Source organism: Acinetobacter sp. WCHA55 (assembly GCF_002165305.2).
Lineage (GTDB): Bacteria > Pseudomonadota > Gammaproteobacteria > Pseudomonadales > Moraxellaceae > Acinetobacter.
On sequence record NZ_CP032286.1, the window covers coordinates 1250260 to 1268992 of the forward strand.

General features: G+C 39.8%; 15 protein-coding genes. 13 read left to right on the forward strand and 2 right to left on the reverse strand.

What is annotated here, in order from left to right; all coding sequences use genetic code 11:
* Positions 1-42 precede the first annotated feature (42 nt).
* From CDG62_RS08825 to CDG62_RS08840, 4 genes are all read left to right on the forward strand, one after another.
* The gene (locus tag CDG62_RS08825) at positions 43-1341 is read left to right on the forward strand and encodes an ABC1 kinase family protein (protein ID WP_086207713.1); all 1299 of its coding nucleotides are present in this window, start codon (positions 43-45) and stop codon (positions 1339-1341) included.
* Positions 1342-1486: 145 nt separating this feature from the next.
* Positions 1487-1867 (forward strand): dihydroneopterin aldolase, encoded by a 381-nt coding sequence (gene folB, locus CDG62_RS08830; RefSeq protein ID WP_087526429.1) that lies wholly within the window; start codon positions 1487-1489, stop codon positions 1865-1867.
* Complete coding sequence (locus tag CDG62_RS08835; protein WP_087526428.1) at positions 1824-2267, forward strand: 2-amino-4-hydroxy-6-hydroxymethyldihydropteridine diphosphokinase; 444 nt, start codon at positions 1824-1826, stop codon at positions 2265-2267. The genes folB and CDG62_RS08835 overlap by 44 nt, the downstream gene beginning before the upstream one ends.
* Before the next feature lie 72 nt (positions 2268-2339).
* On the forward strand, positions 2340-2897 hold the full coding sequence (locus CDG62_RS08840; RefSeq protein WP_228254437.1) for a hypothetical protein: 558 nt from the start codon (positions 2340-2342) through the stop codon (positions 2895-2897).
* A gap of 69 nt (positions 2898-2966) precedes the next feature.
* Here the strand turns inward: CDG62_RS08840 and coq7 are convergent, their stop codons facing one another.
* Both coq7 and CDG62_RS08850 read right to left on the reverse strand, forming a co-directional pair.
* Positions 2967-3602, reverse strand: coding sequence for a 2-polyprenyl-3-methyl-6-methoxy-1,4-benzoquinone monooxygenase (gene coq7, locus CDG62_RS08845; RefSeq protein ID WP_004696505.1), 636 nt, complete (start codon positions 3600-3602; stop codon positions 2967-2969).
* 4 nt (positions 3603-3606) lie between these two features.
* Positions 3607-4926, reverse strand: a complete 1320-nt coding sequence (locus tag CDG62_RS08850) for an MFS transporter (protein WP_087526427.1) — start codon at positions 4924-4926, stop codon at positions 3607-3609.
* A 176-nt stretch (positions 4927-5102) separates the two neighbouring features.
* Here CDG62_RS08850 and CDG62_RS08855 point away from each other — a divergent pair, with 176 nt between their 5' ends.
* From CDG62_RS08855 to CDG62_RS08895, 9 genes are all read left to right on the forward strand, one after another.
* Complete coding sequence (locus tag CDG62_RS08855; protein WP_087526426.1) at positions 5103-7856, forward strand: autotransporter assembly complex protein TamA; 2754 nt, start codon at positions 5103-5105, stop codon at positions 7854-7856.
* A 25-nt stretch (positions 7857-7881) separates the two neighbouring features.
* Positions 7882-12399 carry a translocation/assembly module TamB domain-containing protein gene (locus CDG62_RS08860; protein WP_087526425.1) on the forward strand — a complete coding sequence of 1506 codons (4518 nt, stop codon included), beginning with the start codon at positions 7882-7884 and terminating at the stop codon, positions 12397-12399.
* 180 nt (positions 12400-12579) lie between these two features.
* Positions 12580-12783 carry a hypothetical protein gene (locus CDG62_RS08865; RefSeq protein ID WP_087526424.1) on the forward strand — a complete coding sequence of 68 codons (204 nt, stop codon included), beginning with the start codon at positions 12580-12582 and terminating at the stop codon, positions 12781-12783.
* A gap of 145 nt (positions 12784-12928) precedes the next feature.
* Positions 12929-13363 (forward strand): I78 family peptidase inhibitor, encoded by a 435-nt coding sequence (locus CDG62_RS08870; protein WP_087526423.1) that lies wholly within the window; start codon positions 12929-12931, stop codon positions 13361-13363.
* Positions 13364-13471: 108 nt separating this feature from the next.
* Entirely contained in the window at positions 13472-13831 is a 360-nt protein-coding gene (locus tag CDG62_RS08875; protein WP_087526422.1) for a hypothetical protein, read from the forward strand.
* A gap of 119 nt (positions 13832-13950) precedes the next feature.
* Positions 13951-14220 (forward strand): hypothetical protein, encoded by a 270-nt coding sequence (locus tag CDG62_RS08880; RefSeq protein ID WP_087526421.1) that lies wholly within the window; start codon positions 13951-13953, stop codon positions 14218-14220.
* 293 nt (positions 14221-14513) lie between these two features.
* The gene (locus tag CDG62_RS08885; protein WP_087526420.1) at positions 14514-17153 is read left to right on the forward strand and encodes a bifunctional aconitate hydratase 2/2-methylisocitrate dehydratase; all 2640 of its coding nucleotides are present in this window, start codon (positions 14514-14516) and stop codon (positions 17151-17153) included.
* A gap of 188 nt (positions 17154-17341) precedes the next feature.
* On the forward strand, positions 17342-18139 hold the full coding sequence (locus CDG62_RS08890) for a HEPN domain-containing protein (protein WP_087526419.1): 798 nt from the start codon (positions 17342-17344) through the stop codon (positions 18137-18139).
* A 29-nt stretch (positions 18140-18168) separates the two neighbouring features.
* A complete protein-coding gene (locus tag CDG62_RS08895) occupies positions 18169-18384 on the forward strand; it encodes a hypothetical protein (RefSeq protein ID WP_087526418.1) in 216 nt (71 codons plus the stop codon).
* The last annotated feature ends 349 nt before the right edge of the window (positions 18385-18733 follow it).

The following is an 18733-nucleotide window of genomic DNA, read 5'->3' on the forward strand; positions in this document are numbered from 1 at the left end:
ATTCTTTGATACACTCAATACAATTTATTTTTGACCGATATTATGAAAAACAATATCTTTTTAGATGGACTGCGCTCTGTTGCCCGTGTTGGGGAAACAGCAGTCATTGCAGCGCGTGCAGGTATTAAGTACGCAACTGAAAAACCAAGTAATGCCAAACTGATGCGTGAAACCTTTGAGTCTTTGGGTTCAACCTATATCAAGCTAGGTCAGTTTATTGCCAGTACACCTTCACTTTTTCCACGTGAATACGTTGAAGAATTCCAAGGCTGTTTAGACCAAACGCCGTCTTTACCGTTTAGTTATGTACAAGGGGTTTTGGCGTCTGAGTTTGAAGGTCGAAATCTGTCTGAGATTTTTGCATCAATTGATGAAACACCGTTAGCTTCGGCATCTATTGCCCAAGTCCATGCCGCAAAACTGGTAACGGGCGAAGATGTAGTGATTAAAGTACAAAAGCCAGGTGTAGAAACAATTCTCTATACCGACTTAAATGTGCTGCACTGGGCAACTAAGGTCTTGGAAAAAGCGGTGCCTAAAGTCAAATTTGCATCGCTTGCAGACATTGTGGAAGAAATCAAAACCCGCATGGTTCGTGAAGTCGATTTTATTGAAGAAGCCAGTAATCTGGATGACTTTGTGAACTATCTCAATATCACACAAAACCATAAAGCCATGGCACCGAAGGTCTATCACCAATATTCGACTCGCCGTGTGCTGACCATGCAACGGTTATATGGTGTACCATTAACCGATTTTAATGTGGTGAAACAGCGTTGCAAAGATCCATCACAAGTCCTGATTACTGCCATGAATACATGGTTTGGTAGTCTGATGATGTGTAATAGTTTCCATGCTGACTTACATGCTGGAAACCTGATGTTGCTTGATGATGGTCGTGTGGGTTTCATTGACTTTGGAATTGTGGGCCAGTTAAAACCTGAAGTATGGACAGCTTGTATCGCTTTTATGGATGCCTTGCAAAAAACAGATTATGCACTCATGGCAGAAAACATGCTGAAAATGGGCATGACCGCAGTGCAGATTGATACGCAAGTGTTGGCCGCAGATCTTGAGCGTTTATTTAGTGGTGTACTTTTGGCAGATCCGCAAGAGTTACTGAGTTCTAACCCAGCAGATTTGAATGACATTATGATGGATATGGTCGCAGTGGGCGAGCGTCACGGCATTCGCTTTCCGCGTGATTTTGCCTTGTTATTTAAACAGATGCTGTATTTCGATCGTTTCATGCGCATCCTTGCACCATATACCGACATCTATGCTGACCAGCGTTTGCAAATGGTGCAAACTATGGATCCAAATGTGTTGTTAAAAAACTAAATTCTTTTGAAGCACATTCTCCAAAAAATCCCTTTCAGTCCTTCTTTTGAAAAGAGGGACTGAAAAACGCTTTCCTGTTAAAGGGGTGAGAAACATGGTTTCGTAAGGCAGGGATTAAAAGTCAAAATCGGTTAAAGGTAATAATGTGGACGCAATTATCATTGAAGGTTTAAAAGTTGAAACCGTGGTTGGCTGTTTTAACTGGGAACGTCAGATTATTCAGCCTTTAATGTTGGATATGATTATTCAAACAGATTTGGAGCAAGCATCAAACTCAGATGACTTAGACCATACCTTAAATTATGCCGAAATTTGTGAAATCGCGGCAAAGGTTATTCAAGATGCCAAACCTGAACTGATTGAACATGCGGCAAAGTTGGTCATCAACGCACTTTTTTCTACCTTTCATGCGATTGAATCGATTAGTATTACCATCCGTAAGCCTGCCATTATCGCGCAAGCAAATTCTGTAGGAATTCGTCTTGAACGCCACCGAAACGATTTTCGCCCTAGCTCTGGCGAGTAATAATAACCCTCAGCAACATTTTTTATATGCCTTTGATGAGTTATCTAAAATTGGGCAGCTGCAATTTTCGAACATTTATTTAATTCCATGTCGTGATGGTGTCGGGGCAGATTATTGGAATGCAGCGTGTTTGCTGAAATCAACTTTGTCTGCTTCTGAGGTTTCAGTCCTGCTAAAAAAAATGGAAAATGCCTCTGGGCGAATTCGTCCATCGCATCAAATTGCTTTGGATGTTGATTTGATTGCATGGGGTGACAACCTGGAGCATATGCAATTTAACCCTAAGAAACTGCCTTTGGCTTTAGATGTTAAAATTCCAATGTTTGATGTGTGGAAGGATGCTGCCTTTCAACATGCAGAGCATGCATTTCCAACGGTCAGTTGTTTAGAAACCAATTAACATATTGAAGTGTGATTGCATTTATAACTGCTTTAAGATGTATAAAAAATACAATACAAAGCGAGTTATTTCATGAAAATACAAATTTTGAGTGCGCTTTTTTTAGCAATGCTTGTAGCGGGTTGTCAATCAAATCCATCAAACATGGTTGAAGCGGAACCAAGTCTGACTTCAGTAGCGACAAGTACAGTTGGGAATGAAGTTTCAGTATCGAAATCTGCTAAAAATAAAGCGTTAGAGCAGGCGGTGCATGCCTATACCCAAGATCAATCGGATTATCAAAGTAGTCTGTATGATTTAAATAAAGACGGGATCGATGATGCCGTGGTGCTATTAAGTGGGATGGAATGGTGTGGTTCTGGTGGCTGCACTTTGTTGGTGTTTAAAGGTCTTGAAAATGGAAGTTTTCAACCGCATAGCAAAATGACCGTATCATCTACCCCAATTTATGCTTTAAGTACCCAAACCCAAGGTTGGCGTGATTTGTCTGTTTATACGCGTGGTTTAGGACAGGTCATACTGAAGTTCAACGGAAAAAGTTATCCATCTAACCCATCACTAGCATCAAAATATACGGCGAATTTAAAGCAAGTGGGTAATATTTTATTACTGCCGATATCACCAGAATAAGCAAATTGAAATAAATAAAAAAGCAGCGGAACAATCACTGCTTTTTTATTGGGGGTAAAGTATGTTTGCTTAAATAAAATAACTGGTCTTGGTCATGAGTTTAGAAATGGCTGTCATGGTGATTTTGACAGGAATTGGCAAATCGACACCACCAGCATTCAGTGCTGTATCACGGTGATGTAATTCATCTTCATTCATTTGTACAAGGATATTACGTGAACGGTCATCTTGAGCAGGGAGTTGGCTGATGTGATGCTGTAAATGCAGACTGACTTGGCGCTCCGTTTCTGCAACAAAACCTAAGCTATATTTATCGCCTGCAATGCCTGCGATTGCTCCCATACCAAAGGATAAGCCGTACCAAATAGGATTGAGCAGACTGGTATGGCTATCCAGTTCTTTTAAACGGTCTTCACACCATGCAAGATGGTCTTGCTCTTCAATCGCGGCTTGTTCCATTTCACGGCGTACATTTGGCAGTTTTGCAGTTAAGGCCTGACCATGATAGAGCGCTTGTGCACAGACTTCGCCACTATGGTTGACCCGCATTAAACCAGCAACATGACGCGCTTCACTGACGGCCAGTTGGGTTTCTACCGCCTTACCTGGGTTCTCGCGTTGAGCAGACGTTGTGCCAGGAACTAAGCTGCGCAGGGCTTGATCAAAAGAATTGATAAATTTATCTATGCCAGTGTAATGACGCATAACTTTAGTCCTCTAACTCAGGTTGTACAGTTTTTAGCATAGGTTTAAGTCGATATAACAACCACACTGTAAAAACTGCACTCAATATAGCGGTAATGCTGAAAAGTATTTTAATATCAATCTTTAAAATACTTAAAATGATAATCGAAAATACAGCAGATGACACCATAAACACCGCATTTAAAATGTTGTTTGCGGCAACAACGCGTGCACGGTGTGACCGCGGAGAATATGCTTGCATCATGGCATACAAGGGCACAATATAAAAACCACCACTGATGCCAAGCAAAGTCACCGCAAGCATGACATGATAGTAAACCATACCGTGGTTGAACATATCGCTAACATTGAGCATTGCCCCTGTGCGTTCTGGAACATAAGCGAGACTCAAGGCCAAATAAAAGGCAAATAGAGTCAGTCCAATAGCACCCACAGGCACCATTTTTATATTTACTTCTGAACCACCAATCTTACGGCATAACAGCGAACCACCCCCAATGCCGACAGAGAAAAAGGTCAAGAGTAGACTTACGACATTTTCTGACGCGTGTAGATTTTGCAAGGTCAACTGCGGAATTTGAGTGAGGTAGGTCGCCCCATAAAACCAATACCATGAATTCCCCAGTAAAACCATAAAAATGAGGGGCAGGCTTTTGGCATATTGAAGTGTTTGAAAACTCGTTCTAAAGAAATTCCAGTCAATTTTTAAGTCTGGTGCGCTGACTTTTTGTTTTAAAATATAGCGACTAGAGAAATAACCCAAAATAGCAATCGTAACCACAGTCAGGCTAATCCAAAACAAATTGCCATTTGACGCTGAAATGACCGCACCACCTAAAATCATGCCCACCAATATGGCAATAGATGTACCTGATTGGAACAATGCGTTGCCAGACATGAGTTCATTTGGCTTGAGAATCTCAGGTAAAATGGCGTATTTAATGGGGCCAAAGAAGGTGGAATGCGTGCCCATCATAAATAGTGCCAACAGCAGTAGCCATAAATTGCCCAACAAGAAACCCGCGGAACCGATGAGCATGATGACAATTTCTAAAACTTTGATGCCACGAATGAGTTGTGAGCGCTCAAACTTATCGGCAATTTGTCCGGCGGTTGCAGAAAAAATGAAGTAAGGCAAAATAAATAACAGCGCGGCTAAATTATTTAAGGTACTGACATCCGCAGCTTGTTGATTAATCCATCCATAAGTAATGACTAAAAGCAAAGCTTGTTTATAAACATTGTCGTTTAACGCGCCAAAAAATTGGGTAATAAACATGGGAAGAAAACGACGGGTACTTAATAGATGTTCATTGTTTTTCATGCTTTTTGCACTGCATTAAGTTTTATTAAGAAATGTGACTAATTGCTCAAACGTTCAATAAAATCATGTAAGATATTTAAAACCTGAAACTGGTTAAAATAATCAATAGATTTCAGTTCTTTTGTGACAATTCATTAGAGCAAATCCATAACGATTAAATAAATTTAGAGTTTTCTATGCTTGCCAAAACACAATTTAAAAAGTCGACTCTTTCATTGAGTATGAATTCTTTCATACCGTGGCATCATAACAATAAATATTTGTGTCTGAGTATCTTTTTAACGCTTTTGTCACAAGCTACTTTGGCTGAAACGCCCGTTGCGATTGAACCAAGTAACGTACAAGTCGATCCACAAATTTCTACACAATTCACTGAAGACATTAAAAAAGAAGCGGTTCGTCAAGGCATGGGCAGCACTGATGAATTAAAAAAAATTGAAAATTCTGTGGTTGAGCCCACCGTTCCAGACAGTATGCAAATGTTACAACAGCAACAGGTAGCTCTAAAGAACTTACCTGAATTTGCACCGATTGAGTTTGATAACCTTGAGGACTTGCCAACTGTACAAGTTGACCAAGGCATGGCCAATGATATTTATCAGGTAGCTGAGCAAGCGAAAGCAGAAGCCCAAGCTTACCGTAGTGGCCAAAAGACCGAGTTGGTGCTAAGCGATGCCACTCAACAGGAAATGGCGGAAATTAATCAAGCTCCAGTCAATGTCGATCAACTGATGCAAAGCATTCAAGCTGACAGTAAAATTTCAGTAGAAGCTAACACGGAAGGAAATACTTTAGATTTTGGCATGAGTGCTGAAGAGCAAATTGCCAAAGAACCTAATTTCTTTAAGCGCATGCTTTATAAAATTCGACCGCCAAGAGAACTGGATACTGCAAAGGTGCCGCGAATCAATGCAGATGTCGAAATCATCAATGCGAAATATGAAGGCGAGATATCCAATAAAGCGTATCAGGCTGCTTTGGTGAATTTAAAAGAAAATATTGAAGGCAAAGTTTCTAGCTTTACTGAAGAATCTTTTGAAGATTTTCCTTCAGCACTGCCACAGTTGCGGACACTTTCCAACCAAGCTGCTCAAGCAGTAGGGTTTTATAATGCTGAATTTAAGTTTGAAAAAACCAGCAGTAATCGTGTACGCATTCAAGTGGTACCGAATAATCCTGTGCGGATTGAAGAACAAAACATCGAGTTTAGTGGCGCAGGTCAGTACTTACCGCAGTTCCAAGTGATTAAAGTCTTACCAGAGCAAGACGTCGGTGATGTATTACACCATGGTTTATATGAGTCGACTAAAGCACGAATTAATGAAGCTGCTAGTAATAACGGATTTTTTGATAGTTACTGGCGCTTACACGATGTGAAAGTTGAACAGCCACAAAATACGGCAGACATTAACTTACGTTATGAAACAGGTGAACGCTATAAACTCGGCGGTGTTGAGTTTGTGATGAGTGACCCAAGCAAACCACTCCCTATTGATTTAGATGTTTTACAAAGTTTAGTGACTTGGGAGCCTGGGGCAGATTATACTTTTTGGCGTGTTAATAGTTTGGCCAATAATTTGACCAACTCACGTTATTTTAACTACAGCTTGGTAGATGCAGTTCGTCCTGATCCAGTTGAAAGAATCCGTGAGTTACCGCCTGATTTACAGCAGTTGGTCGATGAACAACAACTTTCTCGTCAGGATGTTTTCGTTCAAGAGAAAAAGGAGGTTGATTCGAATCGTGAAGTGACACAGTCTGTGGTCAGTGAAGCACAGTTTGCTGGTGTCAATGATGCCGAGCAAAATCAAGCACAATTAGAGCTTCGCAGCGCACAAGAAACCAAACAAAGTGAAGAAGAACGTTTAAAACTTGAAGCTCGAGAAACAAAAGTAATTCCTGTTAAAGTTACTTTAAACGCGGACCAGTTAAATAGTGTTGAAGTTGGTGCAGGTTATGGTAGTGATTCTGGAGCGCGTTTACGTACACAATATCGCCGTGCGATTGTAAATAAACGTGGCCACTCATTTGATGCCAACTTAGAGCTTTCAGAAATCCGACAAGCTATTGATGGTCGCTATAATATTCCTTATAAACATCCGCTAAATGATTATATCAGTCTCGTGGGCGGTTATGAGCGTGAAGAACGCGATGATGTCGGACAAGGTGTAAACTTACTCACCGAGTCTGCTGTTGCAGGGGCAGACCGTGTTATTAAAAACCCAATGGGGAATTGGCAACATACCTATGGTGTACGTTACCGTCTAGATCGACTGACGCAAAAGGGTTCAGCGAATGTAGATGATTTGCCAGATGCATTTATTGCAAATAATGACCCTGAGCAAGAGTCGCTTTTATTGGGTTATGAAATTTCTAGAATTGATAGTGATAAACGTGTAAACCCAAGTAAAGGTATTAAACAAACTTATAAAATTGAATTGGGTAGCGAAAGCCTACTTTCAGATGCCGATATGGCCATCGTAAATGCGGGTTGGCGCTTTATCTATTCATTGGGTGAAAACGACAACCATCAGTTTGTTGGGCGTGGCGATCTCGGTTATATCTTCACTGAGGACTTTAATAAAGTCCCTTATAACTTGCGCTATTTCACGGGCGGAGACCAAGGTATTCGTGGTTTTGACTATAAGAGTCTGTCTCCAGTGGTCGATGGCTTTAAAGTGGGCGGTCAGGCCTTAGCTGTTGGCTCGATGGAATACAATTACCAGTTTAAAGAAGGCTGGCGTGCAGCAGTATTCAGTGATTTTGGTAATGCTTATGATACAGATTTTAGCAATGACACCGAATACAGTGTCGGTCTTGGCGTACGTTGGGCCTCACCAATTGGCTCTATTCGTATAGATGTAGCTTCAGGAATTTCCGATGATAGCCATCCGATACGTGTGCATTTCTTTATTGGCTCATTATTATAAAATTTAACTCTTTTTTGGGAAGACTATGGCTGAAGCAGAACAGCAGCAAGAACCAACGCCACCAGCGCCGCACATCAAACAGCGAAGGATTTTTAGAAGTGTCCTTTTGACGCTGTTGTTGACGCTCATCTTGTTGGTGATATCGCTTGCGGTCATGTTTTCTACCGATAAAGGCAGTAAGTTTCTACTCGACCAAGTTTTACAACGTCAGCAGGTTATCCAATATGAATATGAAGGTGGTAATCTGTGGAAAGGCATTATCCTTAAAAATGTGGTGGTGAGCTTAAAGCCTGTTGATGTCAAAATTGACCGTGCCGATGTGGTTTTAGGCTGGCGTGCTATTTTGAATAAAGAGATTCATCTACGTGAAGCTGATGTGCGCAATTTGCGCATCATTACCAAAGGTGAGCCGAGTGATGAACCCTTTAAGTTCAGCGAAATTAAATTACCCTTTGTTTTACGTTTAGATACAGCAGATGTTGATCATTTAAATATCCGTACTGCATCCGATGCTCAAGTAGATTTTTATGATGTGCATTTAAACAATGCTCTTTGGTCTGGGACAGAACTTGAGTTTGAAGACTCTAGGGTAAATATGGGGTATTTAGCCGTTCGTAATGCAACAGGGAAAATGAAATTTTCAGGGAAATATCCACTTGAAGCGACTGCTATTGCCAACTTACCGGCACTGCGTGATAGTTTAAATGTACATGATATTGCTGTACATGCAACAGGCACACTGGACACCATCCAAGCGGGTTTTGCAACGCGGACGCCTGACCTGTTGACGGGTTGGGCCATTTTGCACCCTGTACGTAAGCATGTACCGATGCAAGGTCAGCTTAAATTTAATCATTACAATTTGCCTTTGCTGACCGATTACAAACTATATGCTGAAAAGGGCCTTGCTCAATTTTCAGGTGATATTCAGCGTTTAGATATCGATTTAGATACAGATCTGAGTGGTAAAGACATTCCTAAAGGTCAATATACAGCTTTGATGCATACGGATTTAGTTCATCAACTCGATATTGATAACTTAAATGGTCAGTTGATGAAAGGTTCCGTCAATCTAGGTGGTGTGGTGAGTTGGAAAGATCATGTCACTTGGGATATACAAGGTCGTTTAGATAAAATCAATCCTAAAGATGATGTACTGCCACAAGTGGTTTCTGACTTCCTACCGCCAAGTTTGGATGCAAAAATTGCATCTAAAGGCACGCTCGAAAAGGGTTTACACTTAAGCGCGGATCTTGACTTTGATCGTTATGAAACATGGCATCTTGCACTAGATCAAAACCCAGAGAAAAATAGCAAAGTCCAGCCAATGATGATGGATATCTCTTGGAAAAATATTGACCGCGCCATGCCTTATATCGGCTGGTTAAGTAGTGCTTCAGGGGATGTAAAACTGGCGTTGGTTGAAGGTCAGCAAGATATTCATGTTGCCACTGTTGTGAGTCAACATGAAAACGCAACTTTACCTGCGGGTAATTACCTCGCACAGTTAAATTTTAAAAATAACAATTTAAATGTGCCGAGTTTTAGTTATGTGGCCAGTAAGGGGAGTTTAAGTGGTAATGCAGTGGTTGAGTTACCAGATGAGAAACGTCAACTGAAGTGGAAAGCGACTTTAAACGCGAAAGATTTTAATCCGCAAATGGTGGCAGAAGCTTCACCAGTTAATCTTTTGAATGGAAAACTTCAAGCAAGTGGCTATGCCAAACCGAATCAACAGATCATTCAGCTACAAGGGATTGACCTGACTGGAAAACTGGTAGGCAATAATGAAACGGTTCACTTAACAGGTCAGTCGACTGCTGCATTTCTGTTTAATGATGAAAAAGCTGGCGGCGCTTTCAAGGGCTATGCAGTGAACTATGATGGTGCGTTAAAAGCCAGCCAGTTTGAAGCCAGTCAGGGTAAGTTAAACCTAAAGCTTTCAGGAACGCCTGAGTTTATTAAAGTGACTGAGTTAAAACACAATGGTGTGGCAGGTCAAATTAATGCCAGCGGTTTGGTGCATTTTATTCACGGCATCACTTGGGATGTGAATGCAGCATTTATTCGTTTTAAACCGCAATATTTTGCGTCTAGTGTTAAAGGCGAAGTGTCTGGTGTGGTGAAAACCAAAGGTACATGGTCGGATGCTTTAAAACGTATTAACATTGAAAGCTTAAACCTCGCAGGTACACTGAACAATAAGCCAGTTCGTGGCACGGGTAACTTGGCTTTGGTACTCAACACCAGTGAAAAGGGCTTTTTACCGCAACAGTTTGAAGCGAATAATCTACTGTTGGCTTATGCCAAAAACCAAGTACAAGCGACGGGTAATGCACAAAACCTGAGACTGAATATTAATGCGCCTGCACTGTATGAAATTTATTCGGGCTTACGTGGCCGTGCCTACGGCTATTTAAATATCCAATCTCAACCACGCTTAAGAGCTACCGCAAACTTAGCAGTGGATAATTTTGGCTTTAAAGATCTGATGGATATGCGTAAATTACGCATTGTCGGGCAATTACCAACATCGGAAACAACGCCTTCATTATTGACTGCAAAAATGGAAAGTTTAAGAAGTGGTAATCGTGAAATTCAACAAGGTGAAATTTCACTAGCTGGTATTCGCAAAGCCCATTTATTAAAAGTTTCTGCACAAAACGAAAAGTCGAAATTCTATGTACAATTGGCAGGTGGGTTTAACGCGCAAAATGATTGGTTAGGTCAGATCCAAAAAGGTGATTTTGACTCTTTACGCGCGCGTTTGGTACAGCGTCAAAGTGCGGCTGTTGTCTATAACAGTGCCAAAGCAGATTTGTTGATTGGTGCGCATTGTTGGATGAGCCAACAAAGTCAGTTGTGTTTTGACCAGCCGATTCGTATCAGTAAAACACGCGGCAATATTTCATTCTTGACTCAAAACCTCGACCTAAACGACTTCGCTGCTTTTATGCCTGAAGGATTAGCGATAACGGGTAAGTTAAATGGACATGCTAAAGCAGTTTGGGCACAAGGGGCTAAACCAAAAATTGATGCGCGTTTAGTCACTCGAAATGGTGTGATTGGTTTAGCTGCCGATGACCCGCAAGATATGGGCTCAACCTTAAAATATGAACAAGTGGCTTTGGTTGCCAAAAGCATCGCGGAAGGTTTACAAATCCGTTTGGATGTCAAAACACCTGAAATTGGTGTGGGCTATGCCAATGTAGTTATTGATCCGTATCGAGATAACATGCCGATGCGTGGTGAAATTGCATTTGATCAGGTGCAACTCAAAGTCTTTAAACCGTTCATTGCTGATGTACGCTCAATGGGTGGAACACTTTCGTACGCAGGTAAGATTAATGGAACGCTAAAAGCACCACTACTTACAGGGGATGTCCGCCTGAAAGATGGTTCGATTAGCATGATCTCACTTCCGGTGAACTTAACTAACATTCAGCTGTATTCCGCTATACGCCAAGACCAAGCCACCATTAATGGTGCTTTTAACAGTGGTCGTGGTGTAGGCACAATTACTGGGACGGTAGATTGGAAAAATGATCCACGCATTCAGCTTCAGTTGAATGGAGAAAATTTACTAATTCGCCAAGCGCCATTAATTACTGCGCTAGTTACACCAAAAATTACACTGGATGTTTTACCGTTGAGTAGAAAGTTGACTTTAAACGGTGAAATTCAAGTCCCTCGTGCGCTGATTTCGATGCCTGAAGCATCTGTACCTGTGGTGAATGTATCATCTGATGTCCGCGTGGTCAGAGAAGGTCAAAACCAATTGGCGATTTTAAATAGTGCAAAACCTTGGGATATTCGTGCCGATGTGATGGTCGGATTAGGTAATCAAGTTTTCTTCCAAGGGTTTAATAGTCGTATTCCATTGTTAGGACGTTTATATCTATCGCAGCGTGGTGCTGAAACCGCAATGCGTGCCAATGGTGCAATTGGGGTAAGTCAGAAAGTTAAAATTGAAGCTTATGGACAAAGTTTGGATTTAAACCGTGCCATTGCACGTTTTAACGGTGTGTTGAGCAACCCAACACTGGATGTTGATGCAAATAAAAATGTGCAAGGCAGTACGGTGGGTTTTCGTGTAACGGGTACAGCAACATTACCAAATATTCAAATCTATAACGATGCAGGGCTTTCTGAGCAAGAAGCTTTGAATGCGTTACTTACAGGTCGCATTAACGAAGGTACAACTGGTTTAAGTCAGACGGAAGGCTTTAAGTCAGATGTTAACAACACCATTGCAGCCGCAGGGATTAGTTTAGGTTTAGGCGGGACACGCGCTTTTACTAATCAAATTGGACGTACCTTTGGCTTAAGTGGTTTGGCGTTGGATGCGCAAGGTACAGGGGATGACACACAAGTTAGTTTGACTGGTTATATTACGCCTGACTTATATATCCGTTATGGTGTGGGTGTCTTTACACCAGTCAATAAACTGACTCTGCGTTATCAAATGAACAAACGTATGTACTTAGAGGCGAGTCAGTCATTAGAGCGTGCCATCGACGTCTTTTATAACTGGAAATTCTAAAACCCTCCTGCTAAATAAAGCCTACATCTAGTAGGCTTTATTTTTAGCTGCTTATTTAAGTTTATTGACTAGATGAAGAAAACCTATGAATAACAGACACTAGATACTTAAAATCAATTAAACCATAATGAAAGTAGGTGTATAGTAAATGGACTTGCTAAATTTAGAGTGATGATCCCTATGCCGATCAATTTTGTAATACGCTTTGCAGCGATTTTATTTTCAGTTTTAATTTTAGTAGCACTTGCTATTCAGTTTTTATTTGATCCGCACTATACCGTGGTCTTTTGGATCTTTGCTATGCCGTTTATTTTAGGTACTCCAATTTTAGCATCTGTAGTTTTAGCGAAAAACGAAGAGCTTGATATTCATTCAGTTAATTAAAAATGACATGAAAAGATAGTCTTTCAGTATAAAAAAGTCCGTCAAATGATGGGCTTTTTTATTAAACCCTAAATTTTGCAAAACTAGCACAGTTTTTTTTAAACATCTTTGCTATGTTGATCTTTTATTTAAAGAAATATTTTTTATGAAAAAAATCGTAATGCTTGGATTAATAGTTGCTGCTATATCGGGTTGTAGTACTGCGCAAAAGAATGAAACTGAAAAACCAACTTTGGGGATGGCTAATCCTGCCAGTACGTACTGTGTTGAACAGGGTGGTAAATTAGAAATTCGAAAAGAGGCCAATGGTGAAGTGGGCTATTGCCATTTGCCGAATGGTCAAGTCGTTGAAGAATGGGCACTTTTCCATGCTAGTCAGAGCAAATGTGTTGCTGAGCAAGCGACAGCTTTGATTGGTCAGTCAAATTTAACTGAAGCACAGATCAAGCAAAAAACCAGTGCGAAGATGGTGCGCTTAGTCCAACCAGGGCAGCCTGTGACTATGGATTATCGAGAAGACCGTGTGACAGTTACAGTCGATCCGAAAACGAATAAAGTAGTTCAAGCAAGCTGCGGTTAATTTTTCTAAGAATAAAAGTCCAAATTTGGGCTTTTATTCTATTTAAAACGAGTAATGGTTCTTCATTTGAAAAAGTTTGATTATGATAGGGCGAATAGGAGAGTTGTAATGAAAAAGTTATTCGCTTTGGCTGCTGTGATTGCACTGGTGGGTTGTGCTGAAAAAAAACCGCTTACACCTGAAGAGCAGTGGCATGGCTATTGTAAAAGTGTAGGGAATGCTGCGCGTTCAATTATGTTAGACCGTCAAAATGCCATTGAAAAAGAGAAAGCAATTGAACATGCCAATAAGGTAGAAGATGCGACGACCAAAGCATTTATCTTAGATATTATTGAGCATGTATATGCTTTACCTGAGGCTGAAATTAAGTCCGATATTGAAGGTGCACGTGAAAAAATTCGTGTGAAATATACTGAAAAATGTATCGCAACACCGCATACCGAAATGCCAGATTACAAACCGTTCTAAAGAACGGTTTTTTATTTTTGCATGGAACTTTTTGTGACAAAACTCTAAATCATATATATAGCAAAGCATATAAAAATAAAGAATAATGAACATAGAATAAAAAATGAGAGGAGCAGAAAATGGAAGTTGTTGGCTATTTAAATCATGCAGATTTACTCTTGGAAGATGAAAATGGTGTGGCCGTAATTGGTGGCGGTCATTATGTCCTCAGTTTAGGTGACCATGTATACTTCAAACATGCACTTGACCACGAACCTACATGTATTTCAGTGCAAATTTCTTTTGCAAGCGCTGCTCATCAAACTTTGCATGATGATGAAATCCAGATGAAGTTTGAAGGCTGTCGTGAAAGTTTCAGACAATATATTCAAGCCACAACAGTACACTAAGGTTGAATATTTATATCGAGTAAAAAGAGGCAACATAAGTTGCCTTTTTTATTTTAAATGGCAGTTCAAAGTTAATGTGAAAAAAGCCCAAATGATCTGACGATATTGCTGTTTTTATATGCAATTGATATGAGCATCATTTAGTTAGAAAATAATGGGCATCACGAAGAAACACTTGTAGCGCATTAACTTTTAACTGGAATTTTAGTAAAATTAAGCAGTCCATATTATTTGCGTAGCTTTGTTTAAAGCAGGAATACGTAAATAATTTTTTAAAAAAGAGGAATAACACCGTGCTAGAAGCTTACCGCCAACACGTTGAAGAACGTGCCGCACTCGGGGTCCCACCGAAGCCACTTGATGATGCTCAAACAGCTGCATTAGTTGAATTATTAAAAAACCCACCAGCTGGTGAAGAGGCTTTTTTAGTAGACTTGCTAGAAAACCGTGTTCCAGCGGGTGTTGACCAAGCTGCATACGTAAAAGCTGCTTTCTTGGCTGCTCTTGCAAAAGGTGAAGCGACTTCTCCATTAGTTTCTAAAGAACGTGCGGTTTACTTACTAGGCACTATGCTTGGTGGTTATAACGTAGCACCTCTTGTTGAGCTTTTAGACAATGCTGAATTGGCTGGCCTAGCTGCTGAAGCATTGAAAAAAACTCTTCTTGTATTTGATGCATTCCATGACGTTGCTGACAAAGCGAAAGCGGGCAACGAAAATGCGAAAGCAGTTCTTCAATCTTGGGCTGATGCTGAATGGTTTACAAGCCGTAAAGATGTTCCTGAAGAAATCAAACTTACAGTATTCAAAGTAACTGGCGAAACCAATACTGATGACTTGTCTCCAGCTCAAGACGCTTGGAGCCGTCCAGATATCCCATTACATGCGAATGCAATGTTGAAAAACGTACGTGATGGTATCAACCCAGAAGTTCCTGGTGAAGTTGGTCCATTAAACCAAATTAAAGAACTTATCGCGAAAGGCAACCAAGTTGCTTATGTTGGTGACGTTGTTGGTACAGGTTCTTCTCGTAAGTCTGCAACTAACTCTGTGCTTTGGTTCTTCGGTGACGAAATCGCGCACATTCCAAACAAAAAAGACGGTGGTTACTGCTTAGGTTCTAAAATCGCTCCGATTTTCTTCAACACTATGGAAGACGCTGGTGCGTTACCTGTAGAGATTGACGTTGCGAACATGAACATGGGCGACGAAATCGTTCTTAAGATTGATCACGCTGCTGCTAAAGTAACTGCGTTCAAAAACGGCGAACAAATTGCTGAATCTGAACTTAAAACTCCAGTACTTTTAGACGAAGTACGTGCTGGCGGTCGTATTAACTTGATCGTTGGTCGTGGTTTGACGACTAAAGCGCGTGAAGCTTTAGGTCTTGCTCCATCTACTTTATTCCGTACTCCAGTACAACCTGCTGCAACTGGCAAAGGTTTCACTTTAGCTCAGAAGATGGTTGGTCGTGCATGTGGTCTTCCAGAAGGTCAAGGTGTAATTCCTGGTACTTACTGCGAACCTAAGATGACTACTGTAGGTTCTCAAGATACAACTGGTCCTATGACTCGTGACGAGTTAAAAGACTTAGCTTGCTTGGGCTTCTCTGCTGACTTAGTTATGCAGTCTTTCTGTCATACTGCTGCTTATCCAAAACCAGTTGACGTTCAAATGCAACACACGCTTCCTGACTTCATCATGAACCGTGGTGGTGTATCTTTACGTCCAGGTGACGGTATTATCCACTCTTGGTTAAACCGTATGCTTCTTCCAGATACAGTAGGTACTGGTGGTGACTCGCATACTCGTTTCCCAATTGGTATTTCATTCCCAGCGGGTTCTGGTCTTGTAGCGTTTGCTGCAGCAACTGGTGTTATGCCACTTGACATGCCAGAGTCAGTTCTTGTGAAGTTCAAAGGTAAAATGCAGCCTGGTATCACTTTACGTGACCTTGTACATGCAATTCCTTACTATGCAATCAAAGAAGGCGATCTTACTGTTGAGAAAAAAGGTAAGAAAAACATCTTCTCTGGTCGTATCTTAGAAATCGACTTGTCAGAAATGGAAACTGACCTGACTGTTGAACAAGCATTCGAACTTTCTGACGCTTCTGCTGAACGTTCTGCTGCTGGTTGTGCGATCACGCTTTCTGAAGAGAAAGTTGCTGAGTATTTACGTTCTAACATCACAATGCTTAAGTGGATGATTTCACAAGGTTATGGTGATGCTCGTACGATGGCGCGCCGTGTTGAAAACATGGAAAAATGGTTAGCTAACCCATCACTTCTTAAAGCTGATGCTGATGCTGAATACACTAAAGTGTATGAAATTGACCTTGCAGACATCAAAGAACCTATCCTTTGCTGCCCGAACGATCCAGATGATGCGAAACTTCTTTCTGACGTTCAAGGTGACAAAATTGATGAAGTATTCATTGGTTCTTGTATGACTAACATCGGTCACTTCCGTGCAGCTGGTCAGTTACTTGAGAAAGTACCAAGTGGTTCATTGTCTACTCGTTTATGGTTGGCTCCACCAACACGTATGGACGAGCACCAATTGATGGAAGAAGGCTTCTATAACACTTACGGTCGTGCTGGTGCGCGTACTGAAATGCCTGGTTGTTCATTATGTATGGGTAACCAAGCACGTGTAGCGCCAAACACGACTGTAGTTTCTACTTCTACTCGTAACTTCCCTAACCGTTTAGGTCAAGGTTCTAACGTTTACTTAGCTTCTGCTGAGCTTGCGTCTGTTGCTGCTGTACTTGGTAAATTACCAACTCCAGAAGAATATCAACAATATGCAGCTCAAATTGATAGCATGTCTGCTGACATTTACAAGTATTTGAACTTCGACCAAATGGGCGAATATACAAATGCTGCTAATCAAGTAGATACTAAGAAAATTGCTGCTGCTCAGTTAACTTGATTAATTGATAATTAAGTTTTAATGAGTTAAAAATAAGGGCTGAGAAATCAGCCCTTATTTTTTTGATAATAAGATACTATTAAATTAAAATTACATTTTTATTTAAAATTAATATAAATCATTTATTTATTTTGAATTTATTTTTTATTATTATAAAATATCCAAGTTTTTATAAATTTCTATTTTCTATGAAAAAAACTGATGCATTTTTAAAGTGGCAAAAAAATACGCAAGAGATTTTTGATTTTAGTGTATTAGTTCATTACGCAGTACCTGCATTAAAACAACAAATAACATTAGTGGAGAAGGGGTATATTCAACAAATTTCACGTCCTGATTACTATAAAAGCCATAAGCCCAACTATTATTCTTCACCTAATTTACTAACAAGTCTTAAAAGGAGGACAGCAGGTTATAAGTCTCATGTATCAGATTATCTCTTATTATCACTTTTTAGTTACTTCGAAGCTTTTGTTATTGATGTGATAAATGAGTTTTTAGATTTCCATGGTGGAATTTCAAATTTTCAAAGCTATGCTACTAAAAAATCAAAACATTCTATGAGCGTACTAAGTGGTTTGCCAAATGTAAAAAAATATAAGAATAAACTTAAACCTACTGATGCTAAAAACCAGCCAGATAGAAAACAGGCTACATTTGAACTAAAGAAAGCTAATTATAGATTTCCAAGTGACCATTTTGCATCATATGGTATTTTTATGTTAGGTAAGAAAATTAATGATTTAAAAGCGAGAGATATACCAGAAGTCTTAATTAATGTTTTATTAATTGATTTAAGCGATCAGGAAAAACAAACTTATCATGATATTAGAAATATAAGAAATAGTATTGCACATGGTCAATTAGTTCATTTAGATATTGAAAAAGTAACAAAGCACAATGATACTTTGATGAATTTAGCAAAGAAAGTTAATAATCATGTTTGTGAATTTTTCAAAGTTTACGAAAATAGATTTTTTGGCTGATTACTATAGTTATTAAGAGTTATTATTGTATGCCCAAACAATCCCGATTCCTCTGCATAGGTGGATTTCTTAACGGTTCAGCCGTGAAAGAACAAGGTGACAGCTTTGTCTGTGTCGAAAATGGCAAGCAAGTCACTTATCGAAAAATGGAAATTTTCCATCAAGACTCATGGGATCACGACTACTATGTCTATGAAACGACGACAGATAAACAAGCTAGAAATTGGGTGTACGACATTGAGTAAGTCATCAATAGATTCATAAGTTAACAACAGACCAAAATACACTTGGTCTTTTTTATTGTTGCTATAATTACAAAAATTAGACCATTGTAAATATTTATTGTTTATTTTTTAGCTATATTCTTGTGAAAAGGAACTTATATCTACAATTCAAATATATTAAATCTAAATTAAAGATGTATTTGCTAATGATAATTAGTATCACTTGCGTTATTTTTTGTTTATAATTTTTCGACATGGATTGATATGTAATGACTCAAACCGCTGAGATGTTCGAAAAGGATTTTACGAATCTTAGTGCTTGTGATGCTACGTACTTGTTTTACTTAAGCATACTAGGCACGTGTGCACT

Bases quoted from the DNA above. Each gene is read 5' to 3' on its own strand.
- CDG62_RS08825 (WP_086207713.1), top strand. From the start codon at position 43: ATGAAAAACAATATCTTTTTAGATGGACTGCGCTCTGTTGCCCGTGTT.
- CDG62_RS08865 (WP_087526424.1), top strand. From the start codon at position 12,580: ATGCCGATCAATTTTGTAATACGCTTTGCAGCGATTTTATTTTCAGTT.
- CDG62_RS08850 (WP_087526427.1), bottom strand. From the start codon at position 4,926: ATGAAAAACAATGAACATCTATTAAGTACCCGTCGTTTTCTTCCCATG.
- CDG62_RS08875 (WP_087526422.1), top strand. From the start codon at position 13,472: ATGAAAAAGTTATTCGCTTTGGCTGCTGTGATTGCACTGGTGGGTTGT.
- CDG62_RS08880 (WP_087526421.1), top strand. From the start codon at position 13,951: ATGGAAGTTGTTGGCTATTTAAATCATGCAGATTTACTCTTGGAAGAT.
- coq7 (WP_004696505.1), bottom strand. From the start codon at position 3,602: ATGCGTCATTACACTGGCATAGATAAATTTATCAATTCTTTTGATCAA.
- CDG62_RS08860 (WP_087526425.1), top strand. From the start codon at position 7,882: ATGGCTGAAGCAGAACAGCAGCAAGAACCAACGCCACCAGCGCCGCAC.
- CDG62_RS08870 (WP_087526423.1), top strand. From the start codon at position 12,929: ATGAAAAAAATCGTAATGCTTGGATTAATAGTTGCTGCTATATCGGGT.
- CDG62_RS08855 (WP_087526426.1), top strand. From the start codon at position 5,103: ATGCTTGCCAAAACACAATTTAAAAAGTCGACTCTTTCATTGAGTATG.
- CDG62_RS08840 (WP_228254437.1), top strand. From the start codon at position 2,340: ATGAAAATACAAATTTTGAGTGCGCTTTTTTTAGCAATGCTTGTAGCG.
- CDG62_RS08895 (WP_087526418.1), top strand. From the start codon at position 18,169: ATGCCCAAACAATCCCGATTCCTCTGCATAGGTGGATTTCTTAACGGT.
- CDG62_RS08890 (WP_087526419.1), top strand. From the start codon at position 17,342: ATGAAAAAAACTGATGCATTTTTAAAGTGGCAAAAAAATACGCAAGAG.